The following is a 20,684-nucleotide window of genomic DNA, read 5'->3' on the forward strand; positions in this document are numbered from 1 at the left end:
TCGATTTGGTCCGATTTGCGCTGCCTTCCGTCTGATGTGCACGGTCGGCTCGCTGTTACACCTGACTGCCCGTTCGCTGACATCACTGTTATCTGAACGATGCATTCGACTATTCCGAACTCGCTTCATGACGGCTAGCTTTTGCCGAACAGGCGAAGCGACCCTTCGTCCGATCTAGGAGGCCCCCGTCCATGAGGAAGACCGACTCGGCGTCTGACGTCCCTGCCGCCGGCGCAACCGATGGCCTTGGTGGGACCGTCGCGTTGGAGGTCAATTCCCCGGTCGACGCCCCCATTGAGGCGCAGAAGAAGGAGTTCGTCGGTCGTTCGCCCGGTCAGCTCGCCTGGCTGCGCCTCAAGCGCGACCGCACGGCCGCCATCAGCGCGATCACGCTCGTCATTCTCGGTGTGATCGCACTTCTCGCCCCGGTGATCGGCAAGCTGCGCGGGATGTCGGCGACCCAGCCCTTCACCGACAAGCTCAACGACTACGCCATGCCGCTCGGCTACGCCGGCGGCATGAACAGCACCCACTGGCTCGGCTTGGAGCCCGGCAACGGGCGCGACATCCTGATGCAGTTGGTCTACGGCATGCGCACCTCACTGCTGATCGCCTTCGCCTCCGCGATCGTCGCCTCGACGATCGGCGTCCTGATCGGAGTCCTCGCGGGTTACGCGCGCGGCTGGCTCGACAGCGCGATCAACTGGGTCATCGACCTGACGCTGGCGTTCCCGTTCCTGATCTTCGCGCTGGCGGTCATCCCGATCGTCGAGGACCGCTTCTTCGGCGCTCGCGACGCGATCCCCGCCAGCTTCCGGGTCGGTCTGATCATCGCGACGTTCGGCATGTTCAGCTGGACCTACACCGCCCGCCTCGTCCGCGGCCAGGTGATCGCGCTGCGCGAACGCGAGTTCGTCGAAGCCGCTCGGGCCGCCGGAGCGGGCACCCAGCACATCCTGTTCCGGCAGCTGCTGCCCAACATCTGGGCGCCCATCCTGGTCACGCTGTCGCTCAACGTGCCGGCCTTCATCACCACCGAAGCCGCCCTGGCGTTCGTCAACATCGGCGTCATCGAGCCGACGCCCGACCTCGGTCGAATGATCTTCAACTCGATCGCCTTCGTGGCCAGCGACCCGTGGTACACGCTGTGGCCCGGTATGACGATCTTCATCCTGGTGCTCGCGTTCAACCTGCTCGGTGACTCGCTGCGGGACGCCCTGGACCCGAAGTCCACGCGCTGACCCCGCGGAGCACCCAAGACTTTGCAACACGCACGTTTCGTTCGGAAATCTCGGGAGCTGAGGGAGCCCCCAGCCGGGCGGGAAGGGAGAAGATCGTGCGATTTAAGGGAGGAGCGCTGGTCGTCGGCGCTCTTGCCGTGGCGCTCGCAGCCGCGGGTTGTAGTGAAACCACCAACGATGGAGACAACGGCGGTTCGCAGGAGGCGAAGACCCAGAGCGGGTCCATCTCCTACGAGGCCGCTGACAACACCGGTCCGGCGAAGGCCGTCGAGGGCGCCACCAAGGGCGGCACCCTCACGGTCATGCAGAACTCGGACTTCGAGCACCTCGACCCCGCCCGTAACTACGTCAACGTGCAGCAGCTGACGGCCAACCTGATCTACCGGTCGCTCAACGGTTACGTCGAGGACGGCAGCGGCAAGATGCTGCTCGTCGGCGACCTGGCCACCAACCCGGGCACCGACGTCAACAAGGACTGCAAGGTCTGGGAGTTCAAGCTCCGCGACGGCCTGAAGTACGAGGACGGCTCGGCGATCTCCACCAAGGACGTCGCCTGGGGCATCGCGCGCAGCTTCGCGCCGGAGCTCAACGAGGGCCCGCACTACATCCAGCAGTGGCTCTACCCGGGCGGCGCCTACAACGCCTCCTACAAGGGCCCCTACGAGGGTGGCCAGATGCCGGCCGGCATCGAGACGCCGGACGACAAGACCATCAAGTTCACGTTCGCGGCTCCGCACTGCGACATGCCGTACGCGGCCGCGCTGCCGACGTCCGCGCCGGTGCCGCAGGCCAAGGACACCAAGGGCCAGTACGACCTGAAGCCGTTCTCCTCGGGTCCGTACAAGGTCAAGTCCTACACCCGTGACAACCTGCTCGAGCTCGAGCGGAACCCGAACTGGGACGCCAACACGGACCCGATCCGCACCGCGTACCCGGACGTCTACAAGTTCTCGTTCGGTCTCGAGCAGCAGCAGATCGCGGAGCGGCTCGTCGCCGACGCCGCGGCTGACCAGGCCTCGATCACCTGGGGTGACACCCCGCCGGCCGTTCTGCCGCGTACCACCGGTGCCGGTGTGGCCGAGCGCGTTGCCAAGGGCCCGACGCAGTACGTCTGGTACTTGGGCATCAACAACCAGCGGATCAAGGACAAGAAGATCCGTGAGGCGCTCTACTACGGTCTCGACCGTGACGCCGCGCTCAAGGCGATCGGTGGCACCTCGGCCGGTACTCCGGCCAGCACGCTGATGTCCCCGACCACCGCGGGCTTCGAGGCGTACGACGCCTACAACGCTCCGGCGACCGGTGACGTCAACAAGGTCAAGGAGATCCTGGGCGGCACCACGCCGCCGCCGCTGGTGCTGGCGCACAGCAACACGCCGCTGCGTACCGCGCAGGCCGAGGCGATCCGTGCCAGCCTGGTCAAGGCGGGCTTCCAGGTCACCCTGAAGGCCATCGAGGCGACCAGCTACTACGACGAGGTCGGCCGCAAGAACACGCCGTTCGACCTCTACCTGCACGGTTGGGGTTCGGACTGGCCGACCGGTTCGACCATCATCCCGCCGCTGTACGACAGCCGCGAGATCGTCGACGAGGGCAACCAGAACCTGGCCTACTTCGCCGAGCCGAGCATCGACGCCGAGATCGACCGCATCAAGACCCTGTCCGCGGCCGAGCAGGACGCGGCGTGGATGGCGCTCGACAAGAAGATCATGACCGAGTTCCTTCCCGAGATCCCGGCTTACTACGACGCCACCCACGAGCTCTTCGGCTCGAAGGTTGGCAACGTGTTCCTGAGTGACGCCTTCGGCGCCATCCAGCTGAACAAGATCTACGTCAAGCCGTAACCAGTTCCACTAGCGTTCCCTGAACCGCTGTGATCGGGTGCGGGTGGCTTCCCACAGGACAGCCACCCGCACCCGACCCGGCAATCGTCATCGGATAGGTGCGTCCCATGGTCCGGTTCATTACCCGCCGAGTGCTCGTCGGCGTCGCGACGATCATCGCGATCAGCATCATCGTCTTCGGGCTGTTCTTCGCCGTACCCTCTTCGCCGGCGAAGGTCATGTGCGGTAAGAACTGCGACCCGGCCAGCATCGCCGCCGTGGAGACCCGCCTCGGTCTCCGCGAGCCGATCGTCGAGCAGTACACCTCGTTCATGAAGGGCGTCTTCGTGGGCCGCACCTACGCCCCGGGGACCGCTTTCGAGCGGCAGTGCGACGCGCCCTGCCTCGGCTACTCGTTCCGCAACGACGAGCCCGTGACCGCGATCCTCAAGCGGACCGTGCCCGTCACCATCAGCATCGTCGTGGGCGCCGCCATCCTCTGGCTGCTGATCGGCGTCTCGCTGGGCATGATCTCCGCGCTGCGAAGAGGCACTCTCTTCGACAAGATCGCGATCGGCATCTCGCTGACCGGTGCGTCGATGCAGGTCTTCTTCTTCGGGTTGATCCTGCTCTACGGCCTGGTGTACGCCACCGGCTGGCTGGACTTCCCCTCCTATACGCCGTTCACCGAGAACCCACTGAAATGGGCGCAGGGCCTGATCCTGCCCTGGGTCACGCTGGGCTTCCTCAACTCGGCGATCTACGCCCGGCTGTCCCGCGCCCAGATGCTGGAGACGCTCTCCGAGGACTACGTGCGTACCGCCCGGGCCAAGGGCCTGCCGCTGGGCCGCGTCTACACCAAGCACGCGCTGCGCGCCGCGATCACGCCGATCGTGACGATCGCCGGCCTCGACATCGGTGCGTCGCTCGGTGGCACGTTCATCACCGAGACCATCTTCGGCCTGCGCGGTCTCGGCAAGGAGACCGTCGAGGCCGTCAACTTCCTGAACCTGCCGATCGTGGTGGCAACGGTCCTCCTGGCGGCGGTCTTCATCGTCGTGGCCAACCTGATCGTCGACCTGCTGTACGCCGTGATCGACCCACGGGTCCGGCTGAGCTGAAGCGCGAGGGAGAACAACAGTGACCGCACCAGCCTCGGCGCCAAACAGCCCGACGACCACCGACAAGGACCCGTACCTGCGGGTCAACGACCTGCGTGTGCAGTTCCCGACCGAAGACGGCGTGGTCAAGGCCGTCGACGGGGTGTCCTTCTCGGTCGAGCGCGGCAAGACCCTGGGCATCGTCGGCGAGTCCGGATCCGGCAAGAGCGTCACCTCGCTGACCATCATGGGTCTGCACAACACGAAGCGCGCCCGCATCTCGGGCGAGATCCTGGTCGGCGGCCGCAACGTGGTCGGCATGACCGAGGAGCAGACCCGTCGCCTGCGTGGCCGCGACATGGCGATGATCTTCCAGGACCCGCTGTCCGCGCTGCACCCCTATTACAAGGTGGGCGCGCAGATCGCCGAGGCCTACAAGGTCCACCACCCCAACGCGTCGAAGGCCGAGGCCAAGAAGCGCGCGGTCGACATGCTGGGCCGGGTCGGCATCCCGCAGCCCGCGCGCCGCGCCGACTCGTACCCCCACGAGTTCTCGGGTGGTATGCGCCAGCGCGCGATGATCGCGATGGCCCTGGTCAACGACCCTGACCTGCTGATCGCCGACGAGCCGACCACCGCGCTCGACGTGACCGTGCAGGCGCAGATCCTCGACCTGCTCGAAGACCTGCAGCGCGAGTTCAACTCCGCGATCATCATGATCACGCACGACCTCGGCGTCGTCGCCCAGGTCGCCGACGAGGTGCTCGTGATGTACGGCGGCCGGGCCGTCGAGTTCGGCACCGTCGAGCAGGTCATGCGCCGCCCGCAGCACCCGTACACGTGGGGCCTGCTGGCCAGCGTGCCCTCGCTGCACGGTGACTCCGACGCCGACCTGGTGCCGATCAAGGGCAACCCGCCGTCGCTGATCAACCTGCCGACCGGCTGTGCCTTCCACCCGCGTTGCCGCTACGCCGGCCGCAACGGCGACCGGTCGTTCACCGAGGTGCCCGAGCTTCACCAGGTCCTCGAACGGGGCCACCTGGTCGCCTGTCATCTGTCCGAGGCGGACCGCACCAAGTTCTACGCCGAGGACATCGCACCGTCCGCTGGAGTCGCGCAATGACCGAGACCCTGGTCCAGGAGCCCGGCACGGAGCCGGTCAAGCCGTCCCGCCCGTCCGGCGAGCCGCTGCTGGTGGTCGACGAACTGACCAAGCACTTCCCGGTGCGGTCCGGCATGTTCGGCAAGACCGGCCTGGTGCGTGCCGTCGACGGCGTCAGCTTCTCCGTCCAGCCGGGCGAGACGCTGGGCCTCGTCGGCGAGTCCGGCTGTGGCAAGACCACCACCGGCCGCATGCTGGTGCGCCTGCTCGAGCCGACCTCGGGGAAGATCACCTTCGAGGGCAAGGACATCAGCCACGCCAAGGGCGCCGGGCTGCGTCAGCTCCGCCAGGACATGCAGATCATCTTCCAGGACCCGTACGCGTCGCTGAACCCGCGGCACACGGTCGGCCGGATCGTGGCGATGCCGCTGCAGGTCAACGGGATCAACCCGCCCGGCGGCGTGAAGAAGCGCGTCCAGGAGCTGCTCGAGCTGGTCGGCCTCAACCCGGAGCACTACAACCGCTACCCGCACGAGTTCTCCGGCGGTCAGCGCCAGCGCATCGGCGTCGCCCGCGCGCTGGCCCTCAAGCCGAAGATCATCGTCGCGGACGAGCCGGTGTCGGCGCTCGACGTGTCGATCCAGGCGCAGGTCATCAACCTGCTGCGCGGCCTTCAGCGCGACCTCGACCTGGCGTTCGTGTTCATCGCGCACGACCTGGCCGTGGTGCGGCACTTCTGCCAGCGCATCGGCGTCATGTACCTCGGCAAGCTCGTCGAGATCGGCGACCGCAACTCGATCTACGAGCGGCCGGCCCACCCGTACACCCGCGCGCTGCTCTCGGCGGTGCCGGACGTGACCAAGATGGGCGCCTCGGGCCGCATCCGCCTGGAAGGTGACGTGCCGACGCCGCTCAACCCGCCGTCCGGCTGCCGCTTCCGCACCCGTTGCTGGAAGGCGCAGGAGATCTGCGCGACCCAGGAACCGCCGCTCACGATCAAGCCCAACGGCACCACCGCCGCGTGCCACTTCCCGGAAGAGGGCGCGATCAAGTAACCCTCGTCGCTCGAACAGGGGCAGGTCACCGCTCAGCCGGCGACCTGCCCCTGTTCGTGACCTGAGCCACGACAGCTATCCCTCAGCCGACCGGTTTCGTACGGTCGGGCGCATGGGGGAACAGATCGATGCGGTGGTCGAGGCGTGGCGGCGGGCGATCGTGCTGTGCACGGAGGCGATCCCTGGCGCGTTCGAGCGGCTCGGCCCGCGGGGCACGGCGGAGATAGTCACCGGGCTGCCGGTGGCGACCTTGAACGGTCTGATCCAGATCGCGCCGGTGGTCGACGTGGACGAGGTCACGGCGTTCGCCACCTCTCCCCGGCTGGCCGAGCTGCCGTGGGGCCTGCAGGTGCGCGACGCGGACGCGGCTGACCGGGTCGCGGCCGTTGCGGCGGAGCACAAGCTCGTTCAGCGCAGCCCGCTGCCATTGATGGTCAAGGAGCTGACCGACGCCGACGCGACCGCCGTCGAGCCCACCGTGCGCCGGATCTCCGGGGCCGACAGCGATCTCTACCGGCGGGCGCTGGCCGCGGGCTTCGAGGGGCCCGAGTTCGTGTTCGAGGGGTTCAGCGCGCCCGCGCTGCTCGACCACCCGGCGATGGCGCCGTACGTCGTCGAGGTGGCCGGTGCGGTCGTCGCCACGTCATTCGGAGTGCGGGTCGACGACACGATCGGCGTCTTCAACATCTCCGTGCCGCCGGAGCACCGGCGCCGGGGCTACGGGCGGGTTGCCACGGCGGCCGTGCTCACCGACGCCTACCGCGAGGGCGCGCGGACGGCGTACCTGAACGCCTCCGTGATGGGTGAGCCGCTCTACCTCGCCATGGGCTTCCGCACCGCCGAGACCTGGACGGTGTTCACCGCCTAGAGGGCCCCGCGGCCCGCGCGCAGGATGAGCAGGGCGAGCTGGGTGCCGTCGGCGCCCAGTTCCGAGCGGAACTTCTCCAGGATCTCCCGCTCGCGGGACAGCACGAGGCGGGTGCCGCCCGAGGCGACCCGGGTCGCGCCGACCTGCTGGGACAGGTTCGCGCGCTCCTGCCACAGCTCGATCAGCGCGGTGTCGATCGCGTCGATCCGCTCGCGCATCGCGCGGATGCGGGCGGCTGCTGCTTCGTCTTCCGTGCCGGTGGTCGGCTGGGCGACGGCGTTGGTGCTCATGTCGTGCTCCTCGGGGGCCATCTCGGTTCTCTTCTGGCTGGGTGGTGGGCTGCGCTGCGGACCCCGAGGGCAAAAAAAGCCCCGGGCTCCAGGAGCCCGGGGCTTTCGCAGGTCTTGTGCTCAGGCGCGACCTACAGCTGCCGGACTCCCGGTGCCGTAGTAAAAGTAAAATCGCGGACGCTGGATCACGTTGGCAAGTATGCCCGCGGCTCCCAAACCGGCGCAAGAGCCACCGGGGTGTGGCGCCCGACCCATCCCGACCAGCGGGACAGGGCGGGCGCCCACCGCCGGATCAGCCGAGGCGGGTGATGCGGTTGGCCGGTCCCGGCGCCACCGGTGCGTTCGCACCGAGGTAGCCGACCAGCGCGTCGACGTCGAAACCGGGCGCCGTGGTGCGGTTGGTGCCCGCGGTCAGGTTGGTGAAGCCGTCACCACCGTTGGCCAGGAAGTCGTTGGTGGTGAGCCGGTAGCTGGCGGCCGGGTCGATCGGGGTGCCGTTCAGCGCCATGGCGCTGACCCGGGAACCCGCCGGCAGCGTGGTGTTGTAGGTGTACGTGAAGCCCGCCGAGATCTGCAGCACGCGCTGGACCGTCTGCCCGCCGAAGCCGACGAACTGCTGCTCCAGCACGTCCTTGAGCTGCGCGCCGGTCACCGTCTGGGTGACCACCAGGTTGTTGAACGGCTGCACGGTGAACGCCTCGCCGTAGGTCACCTGGCCGGGTGCCTCGCCGCCGGGGGAGTTGGCGTACGAGAGCGAGGCCCGGATGCCGCCCGGGTTCATGAAGGCGACCTGGGCGCCGTCGGCCTGCGTCCAGGCGAGCTGCGCGTCGGCGATCACGTCACCGAGCGGGCTCTCCTGGTTGGCCTGGTTGTCGCGGACGATGTCCGCGGTGATCGCGCCAACCACCCGGTTGGCGATCGGGGCGACCGCCGTGCGGTACTTGTCGGCCAGCCGCTTCGCCGCCGCGTCGACCAGCGCCGGGTTGCGTACGAACGTGCCGTCGGGGTTGGTCTGGAAGGTGCCGTCCGCGTTGCGGACGCCGTTCTCGGCGATCACGTTGCGCGCGGTGATCGAGGCGAACTTGCCCGTCTTCTTGTCGAGCGAGTAGTCGATGTCGGTGACCAGCTGGCCATTGGTGCCGGCGCTTGTGACCACGACGTTGTTGCCGGCGGAGTTCGGCAGCGAGCACGAGTAGAACCGGTGGGTGTGACCGGAGACGACGATGCCGTACTCCGGGCGCAGGCCCTTCACGATGTCGACGACCGGCCCGGCGAAGTTGTTGCAGCCGTCGACCGGCTGCGGGGTCCCGGACTGTGCCCCGCCCTCGTGCAGCAGCAGCACCATCGACTTGACGCCCAGCAGGCGCAGCAGCGTGGCGTACTTGTTGGCGGTCTCGATCTCGTCCTTGAAGTTGACGTCCTGGATGCCGGCGGGGTTGACGATGCCCGGGGTGCCCTCGAGGGTCATGCCCACGAAGCCGACCGGCACGCCGTCGACGATCCGGATGTTGAACGGCAGCAGCAGCGGCAGGCCCAGGCGCTTGGTCACCACGTTGGCGGCGAGGTACGTGAAGTCGGCGCCGCGGAACGGGTCGCCGTCCTGGCAACCGTCGACCGGGTGGCAGCCGCCGTACTGCAGGCGCTTGAGCTCGTCGGTGCCCTCGTCGAACTCGTGGTTGCCGACCGAGGTGATCTCCATGCCCATCACGTTGAGCATCTCGATCGTCGGCTCGTCGTGGAACGCGGCGCTGACCAGCGGCGAGGCGCCGACCATGTCACCGGCGCCGACGGTGGTGCTGAGGCGGCCCTCGGCCTTGGCCTCGGCGCGCAGCCGCTTGACCGCGGTGGTCAGGTATTCGGAACCGCCGGCGGGAACGCCGGCGACGACCGCGCCGGACCCGACCGGTGGGTCGATGGAGCCGTGGAAGTCGTTGAACCCGAGCAGGTTGCCCTGGGCCAACTTGGCGCCGTGCGATTGCCCGAAGGTGACCGAGACCGGCGTCAGCACGGGTGCGGCGGACGCGGGCGACGGGCCGGTCCCGGGCAGGGCGACGATCACCCCGAGGGCGATGGCCGGTGCCGCGAGGTAGCGCAGCCACCGGCTAGGTCGACTCGTGATCGGCATGTCACATCCTGTGTGATCGATTGGGGCGTCACCCGGACGGGGAGACGCGACAAAGGTCATCGTTCTCTTTCGGGGGACAAGACACCAGGGCCGCATTGATGACATGAGGGTGTCGGATAGGGGTGCGAGCGGGCCGTTCGGACGCAGCGCCGCCTCCGGAAGTTGTCGGGCGGTCGGAATAGACTTCGCGGTGCGATGCGTGCTCTCTTCGAAATCCCGAGTCCTGACCGCCGGCCCGCTGTGCTCGCCGACGACGCCGACAGCCGGCCCAAGCGGCCTGCCCTTGATCCAGAGGCCCTGGTGGCCGGGCTCAACGGCCCACAGCGCGACGCGGTGACCCATGCGGGCTCACCGCTGCTGATCGTGGCCGGCGCCGGCTCCGGCAAGACGCGGGTGCTGACCCACCGCATCGCCTACCTGCTGGCGGCGCGCGACGTGCACCCCGGCCAGGTCATCGCGATCACGTTCACCAACAAGGCCGCCGGCGAGATGAAGGAGCGGGTGGCCGCGCTGGTCGGCAACCGCGCCAGGCTGATGTGGGTGTCGACCTTCCACTCCGCCTGCGTGCGCATCCTGCGCGCCGAGCACGAGCACGCCGGCCTCAAGTCGACGTTCTCGATCTACGACGCCGACGACTCCCGCCGGCTCATGCAGCTCGTCGCCCGCGAGCTCGACCTCGACCCGAAGCGGCACCCGGCCCGCGGGCTGGCCGCCCAGGTCTCCAACCTCAAGAACGAGCTGGTCGACCCGGAGACCTTCGCCGACCGGGCCAAGGGCCCGATGGAGCGTGCCGTCGCCGAGGCCTACACCCTCTACCAGCGCCGGCTCAAAGAGGCACACGCCCTCGACTTCGACGACCTGATCATGACGACGGTGCACCTGTTCCAGTCGCACCCGCACGTGGCCGAGACCTACCGGCGCCGCTTCCGGCACGTCCTCGTCGACGAATACCAGGACACCAACCACGCGCAATACCAGCTCATCAAGGAGCTGGTCTCCGGCACCGAGGGCCTGGAGCCCGCCGAGCTGTGCGTCGTCGGCGACGCCGACCAGTCCATCTACGCCTTCCGCGGCGCGACCATCCGCAACATCCTCGAGTTCGAGCGCGACTACACCAACGCCCGCACGATCCTGCTCGAGCAGAATTATCGGTCGACCCAGACCATCCTCAACGCGGCCAACGCGGTGATCAGCCGCAACCCGTCGCGTAAGCCCAAGCGCCTGTGGAGCGACCAGGGCGCCGGCGAGAGCATCGTGGGCTACGTCGCCGACACCGAGCACGCCGAGGCCGACTGGGTGGCGCGCGAGATCGACCGCCTCACCGACGACGCCGACGCCCGCCCCGGCGACGTCGCGGTCTTCTACCGCACCAACGCCCAGTCCCGCGTCTTCGAAGAGGTGTTCATCCGGGTCGGCCTGCCCTACAAGGTGGTCGGCGGCGTCCGCTTCTACGAGCGGCGCGAGGTCCGCGACGCGCTGGCCTACCTGCGCGCGATCGTCAACGACGACGACACCGTCAGCATCCGCCGCATCATGAACACGCCGCGCCGAGGCATCGGCGACCGCGCCGAGGGCGCCGTCGAAGCGCTCTCGTCACGCGACCGGATTTCCTTCGGCGCCGCGATGCGCCGGGCGGCCGACGCCCCCGGCATCTCCAGCCGCGCGGTCAACGGCATCGCCGACTTCGTGACGCTGCTCGACGAGCTACGCGAGCTGTCCGAGACGGCACCGCCCGAAGAGGTGCTGGAGGCGACCCTGACCCGCTCGGGCTACCTGGCCGAGCTGGAGGAGAGCACCGACCCGCAGGACGCGGGCCGGGTCGAGAACCTCCAGGAGCTGGTCTCCGTCGCCCGCGAGTTCACCGAGCGGGTCGAGGGCAACGACGAGCAGGCCACCCTGGCAGGCTTCCTGGAGCAGGTCGCGCTGGTCGCCGACGCCGACCAGGTCCCGTCCGACGACCCGGAGCACCAGGGCGTGGTCACGCTGATGACGCTGCACACGGCCAAGGGCCTGGAGTTCCCGATCGTCTTCCTGACGGGCCTTGAAGACGGCGTCTTCCCGCACATGCGCGCGCTCGGCGACAACAGCGAGCTCGAAGAAGAGCGCCGGCTGGCTTATGTCGGCATCACGCGGGCCCGGCAGCGGCTCTACCTGTCGCGGGCCGTGACCCGATCGGCGTGGGGTGCGCCGTCCTACAATCCGACGTCGCGCTTCATAGCCGAGCTGCCGGAAGAGCTGGTCCGGTGGGAGCGCACCGAGGGCTCCTACACGTCGTGGTCCGGCACCGGGGGCGGCGTCGGCAACCGCGGGGCCGGCTCGGCGAGCGGTGGCGCGGCGCGCGGCGGCGGCTTCTCCGGGGGCACGCCCAAGGCCGCGGCGCTCGCGCAACGACTCGGCATCGACGGCAGCAAGCTGTCGACGGCGTCCGAGCTGCGCCAGGCCGCGCCGAAGGTGGCGGTGGGGGATCGAGTCAACCATCAGCGGTACGGGCTCGGGCGCGTGCTCGCCGTCGAGGGCCAGGGCCCCAGCGCGCGGGCTCAGATCGACTTCGGCGACCAGACGATGTGGCTGGTGCTGCGGCACGCACCGGTGGAGAAGCTCTAGTTCTTCGGTCGCTCACCTTCGATGCTCGACATATATCAGTAGTCGAAGTATGGTCGAGAACCATGAAGGACGACGCACCTCTGCGCGAGCCGAGCTACCTCATCCTCACCTCGTTGGCGGCCGAGCCGCGGCATGGCTACGCCGTGATCGAAGACGTCAAGCAGATCTCGGAAGGCCGCGTCGTGATCGGCGTCGGCACGCTCTACACCGCGATCGACCGGCTGCACTCCGACGGCCTCATCGAGGTCGACCGCGAGGAGGTCGTCGACTCCCGGCTGCGCCGCTACTACCGCCTCACCAACGACGGCGCGCGGCGGCTGGCGGCCGAGACCGCCCGGTTGACCCGGCACGCCGCCGCGGCGACCAGCCGGCTGAGGGTGCTGGGAGTTGAGCCGGCATGACCGGCCTGGAGCGGCGCTACCGCAGACTGCTCGCCCTGTTCCCGAGCCGGCACCGGCAGGCGTACGAGGCCGAGATGCTGGCCGCCCTGCTGGCCGGAGCACGGGAGGGGCAGACCCGTCCCCGGGCCGGCGAGGTCGTCGACCTGGCCCGGGCGGCCCTCACCGCCCACCTCGGCCTGATCATCTCAGCCACGTTCAGCTTCCTGGTGTTCGGCGTCGCGCACCTGCCGATCGCCGTCGTGGCGGCGCTGCTGACCGTCGGCTGCCTGGCCGTGTGGGCGGCCACCGACGGCCCGGTGTTCCGCGGACCTGCGTTGTGGCCCGCGCTGGGCGCCGGCGTGATCGGTGCCGGGACCGGCTGGCTTCCGCGCGCGCCGTTCTCCGGCACGGTGCCCTGGCTGCCCGTCGGAGGGCAATGGCAGTACGAGGCCGGCACGCTGGGCGTCGCCGTGGTGGCGGTCACCACCGTCCTGCTCGCGGCCACCGTCCTCATGCTGCCCAGCCCGATTCGCGCCCGCGTGGCCGTGCTGGCGCTTCCGGTGGTCGGGCTGGCGATGCTGCACAACGCGGGCGTCTCGTACCCCTCGACCGTCGTGGTGCTTTGTCTCCTGGTCGTCCCGTTCGTGGGCATCGCGCTGAGCCGAAGCCGACGATGGGCCCGGCTCCCGAAGGAGCCGGACCCATCGTTACCGGGGGCGGGTAAGCCTTAGCAGCCGACGATCGGCACGCCCTTCGCCTTCAGGAACGGCGCGGGGTCGATCTGGTTCCACATGGCGCCCTGGTGCACCTCGAAGTGCAGGTGGGGGCCGGTGGAGTCGCCGGTCGAGCCTTCGTAGCCGATGATCTGGCCGGCCTTCACCTGCTGGCCCACCTCGACCGCGGTGCGGTTCTGGTGCGCGTAGTGGGTGAAGTAGCCGTCGCCGTGGTCGATGACCACCGAGATGCCGTAGCCGGTGTACGCCCAGCCCGCGGCGATCACGGTGCCCGCCGCGGCGGCCCGCTCAGGCGTGTTCTCCGGCATCGCGAAGTCGATGCCCTGGTGCGGGACACCCCAGCGCATGCCGAAGCACGAGGTGACCTCGGAGCCCGGCATGGGGGAGGTCCAGCCGGCCTTGGAGATGACCGGGCCGGCGGCCTTGGGCTTCGCGGCGGCCTTCTTGGGAGCGGCCTTCTTCGCGGCGGTGGACTTCTTGGCCGTGGGCTCCTTCGCCTCGGTCGCCTTGGGGGTGGCGACCTCGGTGGTGGGGCTCACGGTGGGCACTGCGACGGGGGAGCGCAGCGCGCGGTCGGCGCGGCTGGCGGCGTCGATGCGCGCCTGCTGGTCGGCCACCGCGATGGTGGTCGGTGATGTCGAGTCATCGTTACCCAGAGTAGCGACGGCGCCACCCGCGATGCCGAGACCGAGCAGGCCGACAGCGGCCAGCGCGGCGACGCGACCACGCCCGACGAGCGACGAGCGCACGCGGTCGCGGACACCGAGCGGCGCCTGCGGCGTCGGCTCCTCTGGCCCGTTTTGAGCGTGAAACTCCTGCTCAGGCTGCTGGTCGTACGGGTAGTTCGATTGCACGAGGGTGAACCTCCGTGGTTGTGCGGCACGGACCGGCAAATGGTTGTACGAGCCGTGTTCAACGCGGCGACAGCCATGCGTATGCCGTGGTTATGACCACGCTGAGTGAGGGAGGCTATGTCCCGATCTGGACCGCTACACCCCGTACGCGTTCCGGCCACCGGAGTGGCCGCCGTCACATGGGCGGCTGTGGCGTAGGAAACTTTGCCGAACAGCGGGCAACGAAAAACCGCCCATCGCGTTGGCGACGGGCGGTTCGGAGGACAGTACGGTGCGTGTAGGGCTCGCTACTCAGCCGTAGATTGACGCGACTTGTAGCTGGATGTCCACTCCGCGCTCGCGGAAGAACGGGATCGGGTCCGTGGACTGGCCGTCGACGTGCGTCTCCAGGTGGAGCTGCGACCCGTACGCGTGCCCGGTCGAGCCGACCAGGCCGATCATGTCGCCGGCTTTGACCTCTTGGCCCTTCTTCACGAGGACCTGGCGCGCGTAGGCGTAGATGACGTCGGTGCCGTCGCCGTGGTCGATGATCACGGCCATCCCGTATCCGCCGATCCAGCCGGCTTCCTTGACGACCCCGCCGTGCACCGCGGCGAACGGGGTGCCCTCGGGCGCGACCAGGTCGATGCCCGCCCGCAGCTGGTCGCCCTGCATGCCGTAGGGGTTGGTGAACGTGTAACCGGAGAGCGGGAGCTGCCAGACGTCGGGAGAGTCGTTGAGCGACGTCTCCATCTTGTCGGTGCGCTCGGACCGCGAGGCCTTGCCGGCCTGGTCGGCACGATCTTGGAGGGCGTTGTTGACGGTGGCGCCGTGCAGGTCTGCGAGGATCTGCGGGTCGACGGCCTTCGCGTCCGGCATCGCGCTCGCGCCGAGGGCGACCACACCGGCACCGACGAATGCTCCGGTGACGACGATCGCGTAGCGGCTGCGGGGCGGGGTAGGTACGCGCCGACGACCGCGATAGCGGTCCTTCTCAGACGACAAGCGCTGGCGCACGCACACCCTCCGTTGTCGGAACAGTTGGGCGGAAGCGGCGTTTGTCACGGGGGGTGAACGCCGGTGATCCGCAGTGCCATTCCGGGGGGATCGGTTTGGCAGCCGTGGACACGGTAGCCCTCCCTTAAGCGAGTCTCAAGCTGGACGAGTGTTTCGCGGACATTAAGTCCGACCGTCCGCAGTGGAATGCCTGATTTCGTAACCTTTTGTGGGGAGCCTCGTTAATAGCTCTCCGTAACATCGAGGATTACTTATTGTCATGTGGCACGCCGCACCCGGTGTCGCCCTTAAGGGCGTGATCGGGTTACCGTTCGTTCAGGCAACGTAGCCCCAGTGGAGGACCTCATGAGCGCACGGATACGGGTTGTGGTCGCGAAGCCCGGCCTGGACGGGCACGACCGGGGCGCCAAGGTGGTCGCGCGCGCGTTGCGCGACGCGGGCATGGAGGTTGTCTACACCGGGCTGCACCAGACCCCCGAGCAGATCGTCGAGACCGCCATCCAGGAAGACGCCGACGCGGTCGGGCTGTCCGTCCTGTCGGGAGCGCACATGACGCTGTTCAAGCGCGTTCTCGAACTGCTGGAATCGCGCGGCGCCGGCGACATCGTGGTTTTCGGCGGCGGCATCATTCCCGAAGGCGACATTCCCGAATTGCAGCGAATTGGCGTGGCGAAGATCTTCACGCCGGGAGCGACAACCCAAGGCATCGTCGACTGGGTACGCGAAAACGTCGCTCAGCCGGTCGGCTAAAGCGACGAATAAGGGGAGAGGCCGGACGCACCCCTCACACGCCCGGCCTCTCTATGCACGATGCCCCGCCGCCACCCCTCGACCGACAGGGCATCGGCCGTCTTTCGTCGGCTTTGTCGCTTGCGTGCCGACACTGAAGTCAACGACGCCCTTATCCGGCGGTTACGCGCCATCTCAGAAATTTCCGGGACGCCCGATCCTGTGGAGTGCCGCACACCGGTGACCCGGCCGGGTTGCCGACGCCGGCCCCGTGGATAGGCTCCCCTCAAACACCAGAATGGGCGCGGCGCAAGGGTGCGCCGCGGAGACGAGGACGGGACGCGTAAACGTGGACCTGTACGAGTACCAGGGGCGCGATCTCTTCGAGCGACACGGGCTCCCCGTGCTCGCCGGCGGTGTCGCCGAGACCCCGGAGGAGGCCCGCGCGATCGCCGAGCGCCTCGGCGGCCGTGTGGTCGTGAAGGCCCAGGTCAAGGTCGGCGGCCGCGGTAAGGCCGGCGGCGTCAAGCTGGCCGACGGGCCGGAGGAGACGGTGGCCCGGGCGACCGACATCCTCGGGATGGACATCAAGGGCCACACGGTCCACAAGGTGATGCTGGCCGAGACGGCCGACATCGTGGAGGAGTACTACTTCTCCTACCTGCTCGACCGCGCGAACCGCACGTTCCTGTGCATCGCGAGCGTGGCCGGCGGCATGGACATCGAGCAGGTCGCCGCCGAGACCCCCGAGCGGGTGGCCAAGGTCGCCATCGACGCCAACAAGGGTGTCGACGTCGCGACCGCCAAGGAGATCGTCGCCAAGGCGCAGTTCCCCGCCGAGGTGGCCGACGAGATCATCGAGATCGCGATCAAGCTGTGGAAGGCGTTCGTCGCCGAGGACGCCACGCTGGTCGAGGTCAACCCGCTGGCGAAGGTGGCCAGTGGCCGGGTGCTCTGCCTCGACGCCAAGATCACGCTGGACGAGAACGCCGGCTTCCGGCACCCCGACCACGAGGCGCTCGTCGACCAGAGCACGGTCGACCCGCTGGAGCAGGCCGCCAAGGCCAAGGACCTCAACTACGTCAAGCTCGACGGCCAGGTCGGCATCATCGGCAACGGCGCGGGTCTGGTCATGTCGACGCTCGACGTGGTCGCGTACGCGGGTGAGCGGCACGGCAACGTCAAGCCGGCCAACTTCCTCGACATCGGCGGCGGCGCGAGCGCGGCCGTGATGGCCAACGGCCTCGAGATCGTGCTCTCCGACCCCAGCGTCAAGAGCGTGTTCGTCAACGTCTTCGGTGGCATCACCGCCTGCGACGAGGTCGCCAACGGCATCATCCAGGCGCTGGCGCTGCTCGAGCAGCGCGGCGAGGCGGTCACCAAGCCGCTGGTCGTCCGCTTGGACGGCAACAACGCCGAGGCCGGCCGGGCGATCCTGGACGGCGCGGCGAACCCGCTCGTCGAGCGGGTGGACACGATGGACGGTGCGGCCGAACGTGCCGCCGAGCTCGCGGCTGCGGGGGTCTGACATGGCAATCTGGCTGACCAAGGACTCGAAGGTCATCGTCCAGGGGATGACCGGCTCCGAGGGGTCCAAGCACACCCGTCGGATGCTGGCCGCCGGCACCAACGTGGTCGGCGGTGTCAACCCGCGCAAGGCCGGCACCACCGTCGACTTCGACGGCACCGCGCTGCCGGTGTTCGCGTCGGTCGCCGACGCGATCAAGGAGACCGGGGCCGACGTCTCCGTCATCTTCGTGCCGCCGCAGTTCACCAAGGCCGCCGTGGTCGAGGCGATCGACGCCGAGATCCCGCTGGCCGTCGTGATCACCGAGGGCGTGCCGGTGCACGACACCGCCGCGTTCTGGGCCTACAACGTCGAGAAGGGTCAGCGGACCCGGATCATCGGCCCGAACTGCCCGGGCATCGCCTCGCCGGGCGCGTCCAACGCGGGCATCATCCCCGCCGACATCACCCCCGCCGGCCGGATCGGCCTGGTCAGCAAGAGCGGCACGCTGACCTACCAGCTCATGTACGAGCTGCGCGACATCGGCTTCTCGACCAGCGTGGGCATCGGCGGCGACCCGGTGATCGGGACGACCCACATCGACGCGCTGGCCGCGTTCCAGGACGACCCCGAGACCGACGCGATCGTCATGATCGGTGAGATCGGCGGCGACGCCGAGGAGCGCGCGGCGGCGTTCATCAAGGAGCACGTGACCAAGCCGGTCGTCGCGTACATCGCCGGCTTCACCGCTCCGCCCGGCAAGACGATGGGCCACGCGGGCGCGATCATCTCGGGTTCGGCCGGCACGGCCGACGCGAAGAAGGTGGCGCTGGAGGCGGCCGGGGTCAAGGTCGGCAAGACGCCGAGCGAGACCGCCCGCCTGATGCGGGAGACCATCCAGGGCCGATAAGGCTGCAGGCGGTACGGGGGACGGCGTTCGCGCCGTCCCCCGTTCTGTTTGCCTAGTGGTAGTAGACGCCCGGGTACTGCCGGGTGAAGTTGAGCACCAGGCTGGCCACGATGTTGATCACGCTGAGCGCGATCGCGAGCCAGCCGAGGAGCTGTGACTGGCCGAACCGGCGCGCGTCGCGCAGCGACAGGACGCCGAAGATGATGCCGAGGACGCCGCAGCAGATCAGGCCGATGACGATGCCGAGGATGCCCCAGAACTTGGAGTGGTCCTGCGCGCCCCAGCCCGAGCCGCGGCCCATCGGGAAGCGCCCGCCGGGTCCACCCGGGCCGCCCGGCCCACCCGGACCGCCGCCGCCTCCGTACGGGGGCGGTGGGTAACCGGGTTCCTGCCCGGGCGGCGGGTAGCCGACCGGCGGACCCTGGCCCGGCGGCGGGTAACCGCCCGGCGGCGGCTCCTGCCCCGGCGGCGGGGGATAGGACGGATAGCCCGCGTCCTGGCCCGGATAGCCCGGGTAGCCCGACGGCGCCCCGGAGGGCGGTGGGTACGCGCCCGGCGGATCCGGGTTGGCCCCGGGCGTCACCGGTCCACCCGGCGGATAGGACGGGCCGGTCGGTGTGCCGGGCGGTCCCCAGGCCGGATCGGCAGGGCCCGACGAGCCGGCGCCGCCTGGACTTGGCGGGCCGGCGGATCGGTGCGGCTCGTCCGGCTCCTGCCCGCGGGGCGGATACTCGGCGGTCATGCGTCGCCTCCCGGTCGTTCGGGTGTTCGCCGTATGTTATCCCCTACTTTACGAAGCTTGTCCGCTTTCGCCGGTTGACGCGATGATCGAGGCCCGTGGTGTCGCGCCTAACCAGTGGGGCAGGCGTGAAAAAGTAGGCGGCGATGCGCAGTCCGACGCCCGACGGCCAAACCCCGGCCGCCGACGACCGACGGGACCCGGCGACGGGCCCCATCCCCGGCATGGGCACGGACGCGGAGGCGATCGGCCTGGACCTGCCGCGCCACGACGACCCACCGCTGACCCGCCAGCAGGTGGCGGAGCCGACCGACGAGCCGGATCCCGAGCCGGAGCCCGACGACGCCGAGCTCCGCAACCGCCCGACGGAGCGGCTCGACGTGGGCAACCGCCCGACCGTCCGGCTGCCCCGCCAGCGCACGGCACCGCCACCCGGCCGCGCGCCGCTGCTGGTCGCCGGCCCGGTCGCGGCCCTGTTCGCCGCCACGTTCTCGTTCCTGCCGGTCGCCGTCGTGCTGACGCTCGCTCAGCTCAGCGAAGGGGTCAACGCGCTCGGTGGGGCGACCCGCGCCGGGCTCGCCGGCTGGCTGCTCGCGCACGGCGTGCCGCTGGGCACCTCGCTAGGCCCGCTCGGCCTGCCGCCCCTGGCCGTCGCCGTGTTCGCCGCCTGGCGGGTCAGCCGCGCCGGCGTGCACACCAGTCGGGCGTACGGCATCGCGCACCGCGGCTCACCGCTGCAGGCCGCCGCGGTGGCGGGCACCGTCGCGCTCGGCTACGGGGTGGTCGGCACGGCCGCCGCCCTGCTGGTCGACCGGCCCGGGCTCGAAGTTTCCGCCCTGCGGGCCTTCCTGCACTTCGTCGTCTTCGGCTTCTTCGCCGCGCTGGTCGGCGCGCTGCGGGTGACCGGGGCGCTGCGGGTCATGGCGGTGCGGATGAACCCGGTGCTGCGCGACGGCATCCGCACCGGCGTGGTCGGCGCGGTCCTGGTGCTCGGCACGGGCGCCGCGATGGCCGGCCTCTCGGTCGCGCTCAGCGGCGGCGACGCGGCGGACGTGCTCGGCGCCTATCGCACCGGCGTCGCCGGGCAGGTGGGCATCACGCTGATCTGCCTCGCGTACGCGCCGAACGCCGCGATCTGGGCCGCCGCGTACCTGCTGGGTCCGGGGTTCGCCGTCGGGGTGGACACGGTCGTGCGGACCACCGAGGTCGACGTCGGCACGTTGCTGCCGCTGCCGCTGGCCGCGGGCATCCCTAAAGGACCGGTCGGCGGGATGGGCGCGCTGTTGCTGGCCGTGCCGGTGCTGGCGGGAATGGTCGCCGGCTGGCTGCTGGCCCGCCGGGTGCTCCGGCTGCGCGCGGGCGACGTGGCCGCTGGATACGTCGGCGGCCGGCGAGGCTCGTGGGGTTCCCTGGTCGGTGCCGCCGCATTGGGCGGGCCGATCGCCGGCCTGCTGCTCGGGGCGGCCGCGCTGGTCTCCCGCGGGCCGGTCGGCGGGCCGCGGCTGGCCGAGATGGGCCCGGTGCCCTGGCAGGTCGCCGTGGCCGGCGCGGTCGTGGTGACGATCGGCGCCACGGTCGGCGCGGCGGCGACGCGAGCCCTCGCCGGCCCGTAACAAGCAGGCCGGCG

At 69.6% G+C, this 20,684-nt stretch carries 18 protein-coding genes; 13 read left to right on the forward strand and 5 right to left on the reverse strand.

The window, feature by feature from the left end; genetic code table 11:
* Positions 1–263: 263 nt before the first annotated feature.
* From CHC05_RS04645 to CHC05_RS04670, 6 genes are all read left to right on the forward strand, one after another.
* Positions 264–1,241 (forward strand): ABC transporter permease, encoded by a 978-nt coding sequence (locus CHC05_RS04645; RefSeq protein ID WP_245870660.1) that lies wholly within the window; start codon positions 264–266, stop codon positions 1,239–1,241.
* A gap of 95 nt (positions 1,242–1,336) precedes the next feature.
* A complete protein-coding gene (locus CHC05_RS04650) occupies positions 1,337–3,085 on the forward strand; it encodes an ABC transporter substrate-binding protein (protein ID WP_089245046.1) in 1,749 nt (582 codons plus the stop codon).
* 107 nt (positions 3,086–3,192) lie between these two features.
* Positions 3,193–4,185 (forward strand): ABC transporter permease, encoded by a 993-nt coding sequence (locus tag CHC05_RS04655; RefSeq protein ID WP_089245048.1) that lies wholly within the window; start codon positions 3,193–3,195, stop codon positions 4,183–4,185.
* Between the two features lie 19 nt (positions 4,186–4,204).
* The gene (locus tag CHC05_RS04660) at positions 4,205–5,287 is read left to right on the forward strand and encodes an ABC transporter ATP-binding protein (protein ID WP_089245050.1); all 1,083 of its coding nucleotides are present in this window, start codon (positions 4,205–4,207) and stop codon (positions 5,285–5,287) included.
* A complete protein-coding gene (locus CHC05_RS04665; RefSeq protein ID WP_089245052.1) occupies positions 5,284–6,321 on the forward strand; it encodes an ABC transporter ATP-binding protein in 1,038 nt (345 codons plus the stop codon). The genes CHC05_RS04660 and CHC05_RS04665 overlap by 4 nt, the downstream gene beginning before the upstream one ends.
* Positions 6,322–6,433: 112 nt before the next feature.
* Entirely contained in the window at positions 6,434–7,189 is a 756-nt protein-coding gene (locus tag CHC05_RS04670) for a GNAT family N-acetyltransferase (protein WP_089245054.1), read from the forward strand.
* Here CHC05_RS04670 and CHC05_RS04675 read toward each other — a convergent pair.
* Entirely contained in the window at positions 7,186–7,479 is a 294-nt protein-coding gene (locus CHC05_RS04675; RefSeq protein WP_089246082.1) for a chorismate mutase, read from the reverse strand. The genes CHC05_RS04670 and CHC05_RS04675 overlap by 4 nt on opposite strands.
* Positions 7,480–7,771: 292 nt before the next feature.
* Positions 7,772–9,604 (reverse strand): bifunctional metallophosphatase/5'-nucleotidase, encoded by a 1,833-nt coding sequence (locus tag CHC05_RS04680; RefSeq protein ID WP_089245056.1) that lies wholly within the window; start codon positions 9,602–9,604, stop codon positions 7,772–7,774.
* 195 nt (positions 9,605–9,799) lie between these two features.
* Here CHC05_RS04680 and pcrA point away from each other — a divergent pair, with 195 nt between their 5' ends.
* From pcrA to CHC05_RS04695, 3 genes are all read left to right on the forward strand, one after another.
* On the forward strand, positions 9,800–12,208 hold the full coding sequence (gene pcrA, locus CHC05_RS04685) for a DNA helicase PcrA (protein WP_089245058.1): 2,409 nt from the start codon (positions 9,800–9,802) through the stop codon (positions 12,206–12,208).
* Positions 12,209–12,270: 62 nt separating this feature from the next.
* Positions 12,271–12,609, forward strand: a complete 339-nt coding sequence (locus tag CHC05_RS04690; RefSeq protein WP_089245060.1) for a PadR family transcriptional regulator — start codon at positions 12,271–12,273, stop codon at positions 12,607–12,609.
* Entirely contained in the window at positions 12,606–13,319 is a 714-nt protein-coding gene (locus tag CHC05_RS04695) for a hypothetical protein (protein WP_089245062.1), read from the forward strand. Before CHC05_RS04690 ends, CHC05_RS04695 begins: the two co-directional genes overlap by 4 nt.
* Here the strand turns inward: CHC05_RS04695 and CHC05_RS04700 are convergent.
* Positions 13,316–14,176 (reverse strand): M23 family metallopeptidase, encoded by an 861-nt coding sequence (locus tag CHC05_RS04700; RefSeq protein ID WP_245870661.1) that lies wholly within the window; start codon positions 14,174–14,176, stop codon positions 13,316–13,318. The two genes, CHC05_RS04695 and CHC05_RS04700, sit on opposite strands and share 4 nt — an antisense overlap.
* A gap of 291 nt (positions 14,177–14,467) precedes the next feature.
* Complete coding sequence (locus CHC05_RS04705; RefSeq protein ID WP_089245064.1) at positions 14,468–15,172, reverse strand: M23 family metallopeptidase; 705 nt, start codon at positions 15,170–15,172, stop codon at positions 14,468–14,470.
* 345 nt (positions 15,173–15,517) lie between these two features.
* Between CHC05_RS04705 and icmB the strand changes: the two genes are divergently transcribed.
* The 3 genes from icmB to sucD all read left to right on the forward strand — a co-directional run bounded on the left by icmB (position 15,518) and on the right by sucD (position 18,318).
* Complete coding sequence (icmB, locus tag CHC05_RS04710) at positions 15,518–15,922, forward strand: coenzyme B12-dependent isobutyryl CoA mutase small subunit (protein ID WP_089246086.1); 405 nt, start codon at positions 15,518–15,520, stop codon at positions 15,920–15,922.
* A gap of 328 nt (positions 15,923–16,250) precedes the next feature.
* Positions 16,251–17,429: an ADP-forming succinate--CoA ligase subunit beta gene (gene sucC, locus CHC05_RS04715; protein ID WP_089245066.1), complete on the forward strand. Its 1,179-nt coding sequence runs from the start codon at positions 16,251–16,253 to the stop codon at positions 17,427–17,429.
* 1 nt (position 17,430) lies between these two features.
* Positions 17,431–18,318 (forward strand): succinate--CoA ligase subunit alpha, encoded by an 888-nt coding sequence (sucD, locus tag CHC05_RS04720; RefSeq protein WP_089246088.1) that lies wholly within the window; start codon positions 17,431–17,433, stop codon positions 18,316–18,318.
* Positions 18,319–18,370: 52 nt separating this feature from the next.
* Here the strand turns inward: sucD and CHC05_RS43235 are convergent, their stop codons facing one another.
* Positions 18,371–18,619, reverse strand: coding sequence for a hypothetical protein (locus CHC05_RS43235; protein ID WP_089245068.1), 249 nt, complete (start codon positions 18,617–18,619; stop codon positions 18,371–18,373).
* Between the two features lie 584 nt (positions 18,620–19,203).
* On the opposite strand from CHC05_RS43235, the gene CHC05_RS04730 reads away from it, so the two are divergent.
* The gene (locus tag CHC05_RS04730; RefSeq protein ID WP_089245070.1) at positions 19,204–20,670 is read left to right on the forward strand and encodes a cell division protein PerM; all 1,467 of its coding nucleotides are present in this window, start codon (positions 19,204–19,206) and stop codon (positions 20,668–20,670) included.
* Positions 20,671–20,684: the final 14 nt, after the last annotated feature.

It is taken from the genome of Asanoa hainanensis, assembly GCF_900188485.1.
Classification (GTDB): Bacteria; Actinomycetota; Actinomycetes; order Mycobacteriales; family Micromonosporaceae; genus Asanoa; species Asanoa hainanensis.

What these genes read in the sequence shown, in the direction of transcription:
- CHC05_RS04655 (WP_089245048.1), top strand. Translation starts at nt 3,193, where the DNA reads ATGGTCCGGTTCATTACCCGCCGAGTGCTCGTCGGCGTCGCGACGATC.
- sucD (WP_089246088.1), top strand. Translation starts at nt 17,431, where the DNA reads ATGGCAATCTGGCTGACCAAGGACTCGAAGGTCATCGTCCAGGGGATG.
- CHC05_RS04670 (WP_089245054.1), top strand. Translation starts at nt 6,434, where the DNA reads ATGGGGGAACAGATCGATGCGGTGGTCGAGGCGTGGCGGCGGGCGATC.
- CHC05_RS04675 (WP_089246082.1), bottom strand. Translation starts at nt 7,479, where the DNA reads ATGAGCACCAACGCCGTCGCCCAGCCGACCACCGGCACGGAAGACGAA.
- pcrA (WP_089245058.1), top strand. Translation starts at nt 9,800, where the DNA reads ATGCGTGCTCTCTTCGAAATCCCGAGTCCTGACCGCCGGCCCGCTGTG.
- CHC05_RS04680 (WP_089245056.1), bottom strand. Translation starts at nt 9,604, where the DNA reads ATGCCGATCACGAGTCGACCTAGCCGGTGGCTGCGCTACCTCGCGGCA.
- icmB (WP_089246086.1), top strand. Translation starts at nt 15,518, where the DNA reads ATGAGCGCACGGATACGGGTTGTGGTCGCGAAGCCCGGCCTGGACGGG.
- CHC05_RS04730 (WP_089245070.1), top strand. Translation starts at nt 19,204, where the DNA reads ATGCGCAGTCCGACGCCCGACGGCCAAACCCCGGCCGCCGACGACCGA.
- CHC05_RS04690 (WP_089245060.1), top strand. Translation starts at nt 12,271, where the DNA reads ATGAAGGACGACGCACCTCTGCGCGAGCCGAGCTACCTCATCCTCACC.
- CHC05_RS04665 (WP_089245052.1), top strand. Translation starts at nt 5,284, where the DNA reads ATGACCGAGACCCTGGTCCAGGAGCCCGGCACGGAGCCGGTCAAGCCG.
- CHC05_RS04695 (WP_089245062.1), top strand. Translation starts at nt 12,606, where the DNA reads ATGACCGGCCTGGAGCGGCGCTACCGCAGACTGCTCGCCCTGTTCCCG.
- CHC05_RS43235 (WP_089245068.1), bottom strand. Translation starts at nt 18,619, where the DNA reads ATGGGCCGCGGCTCGGGCTGGGGCGCGCAGGACCACTCCAAGTTCTGG.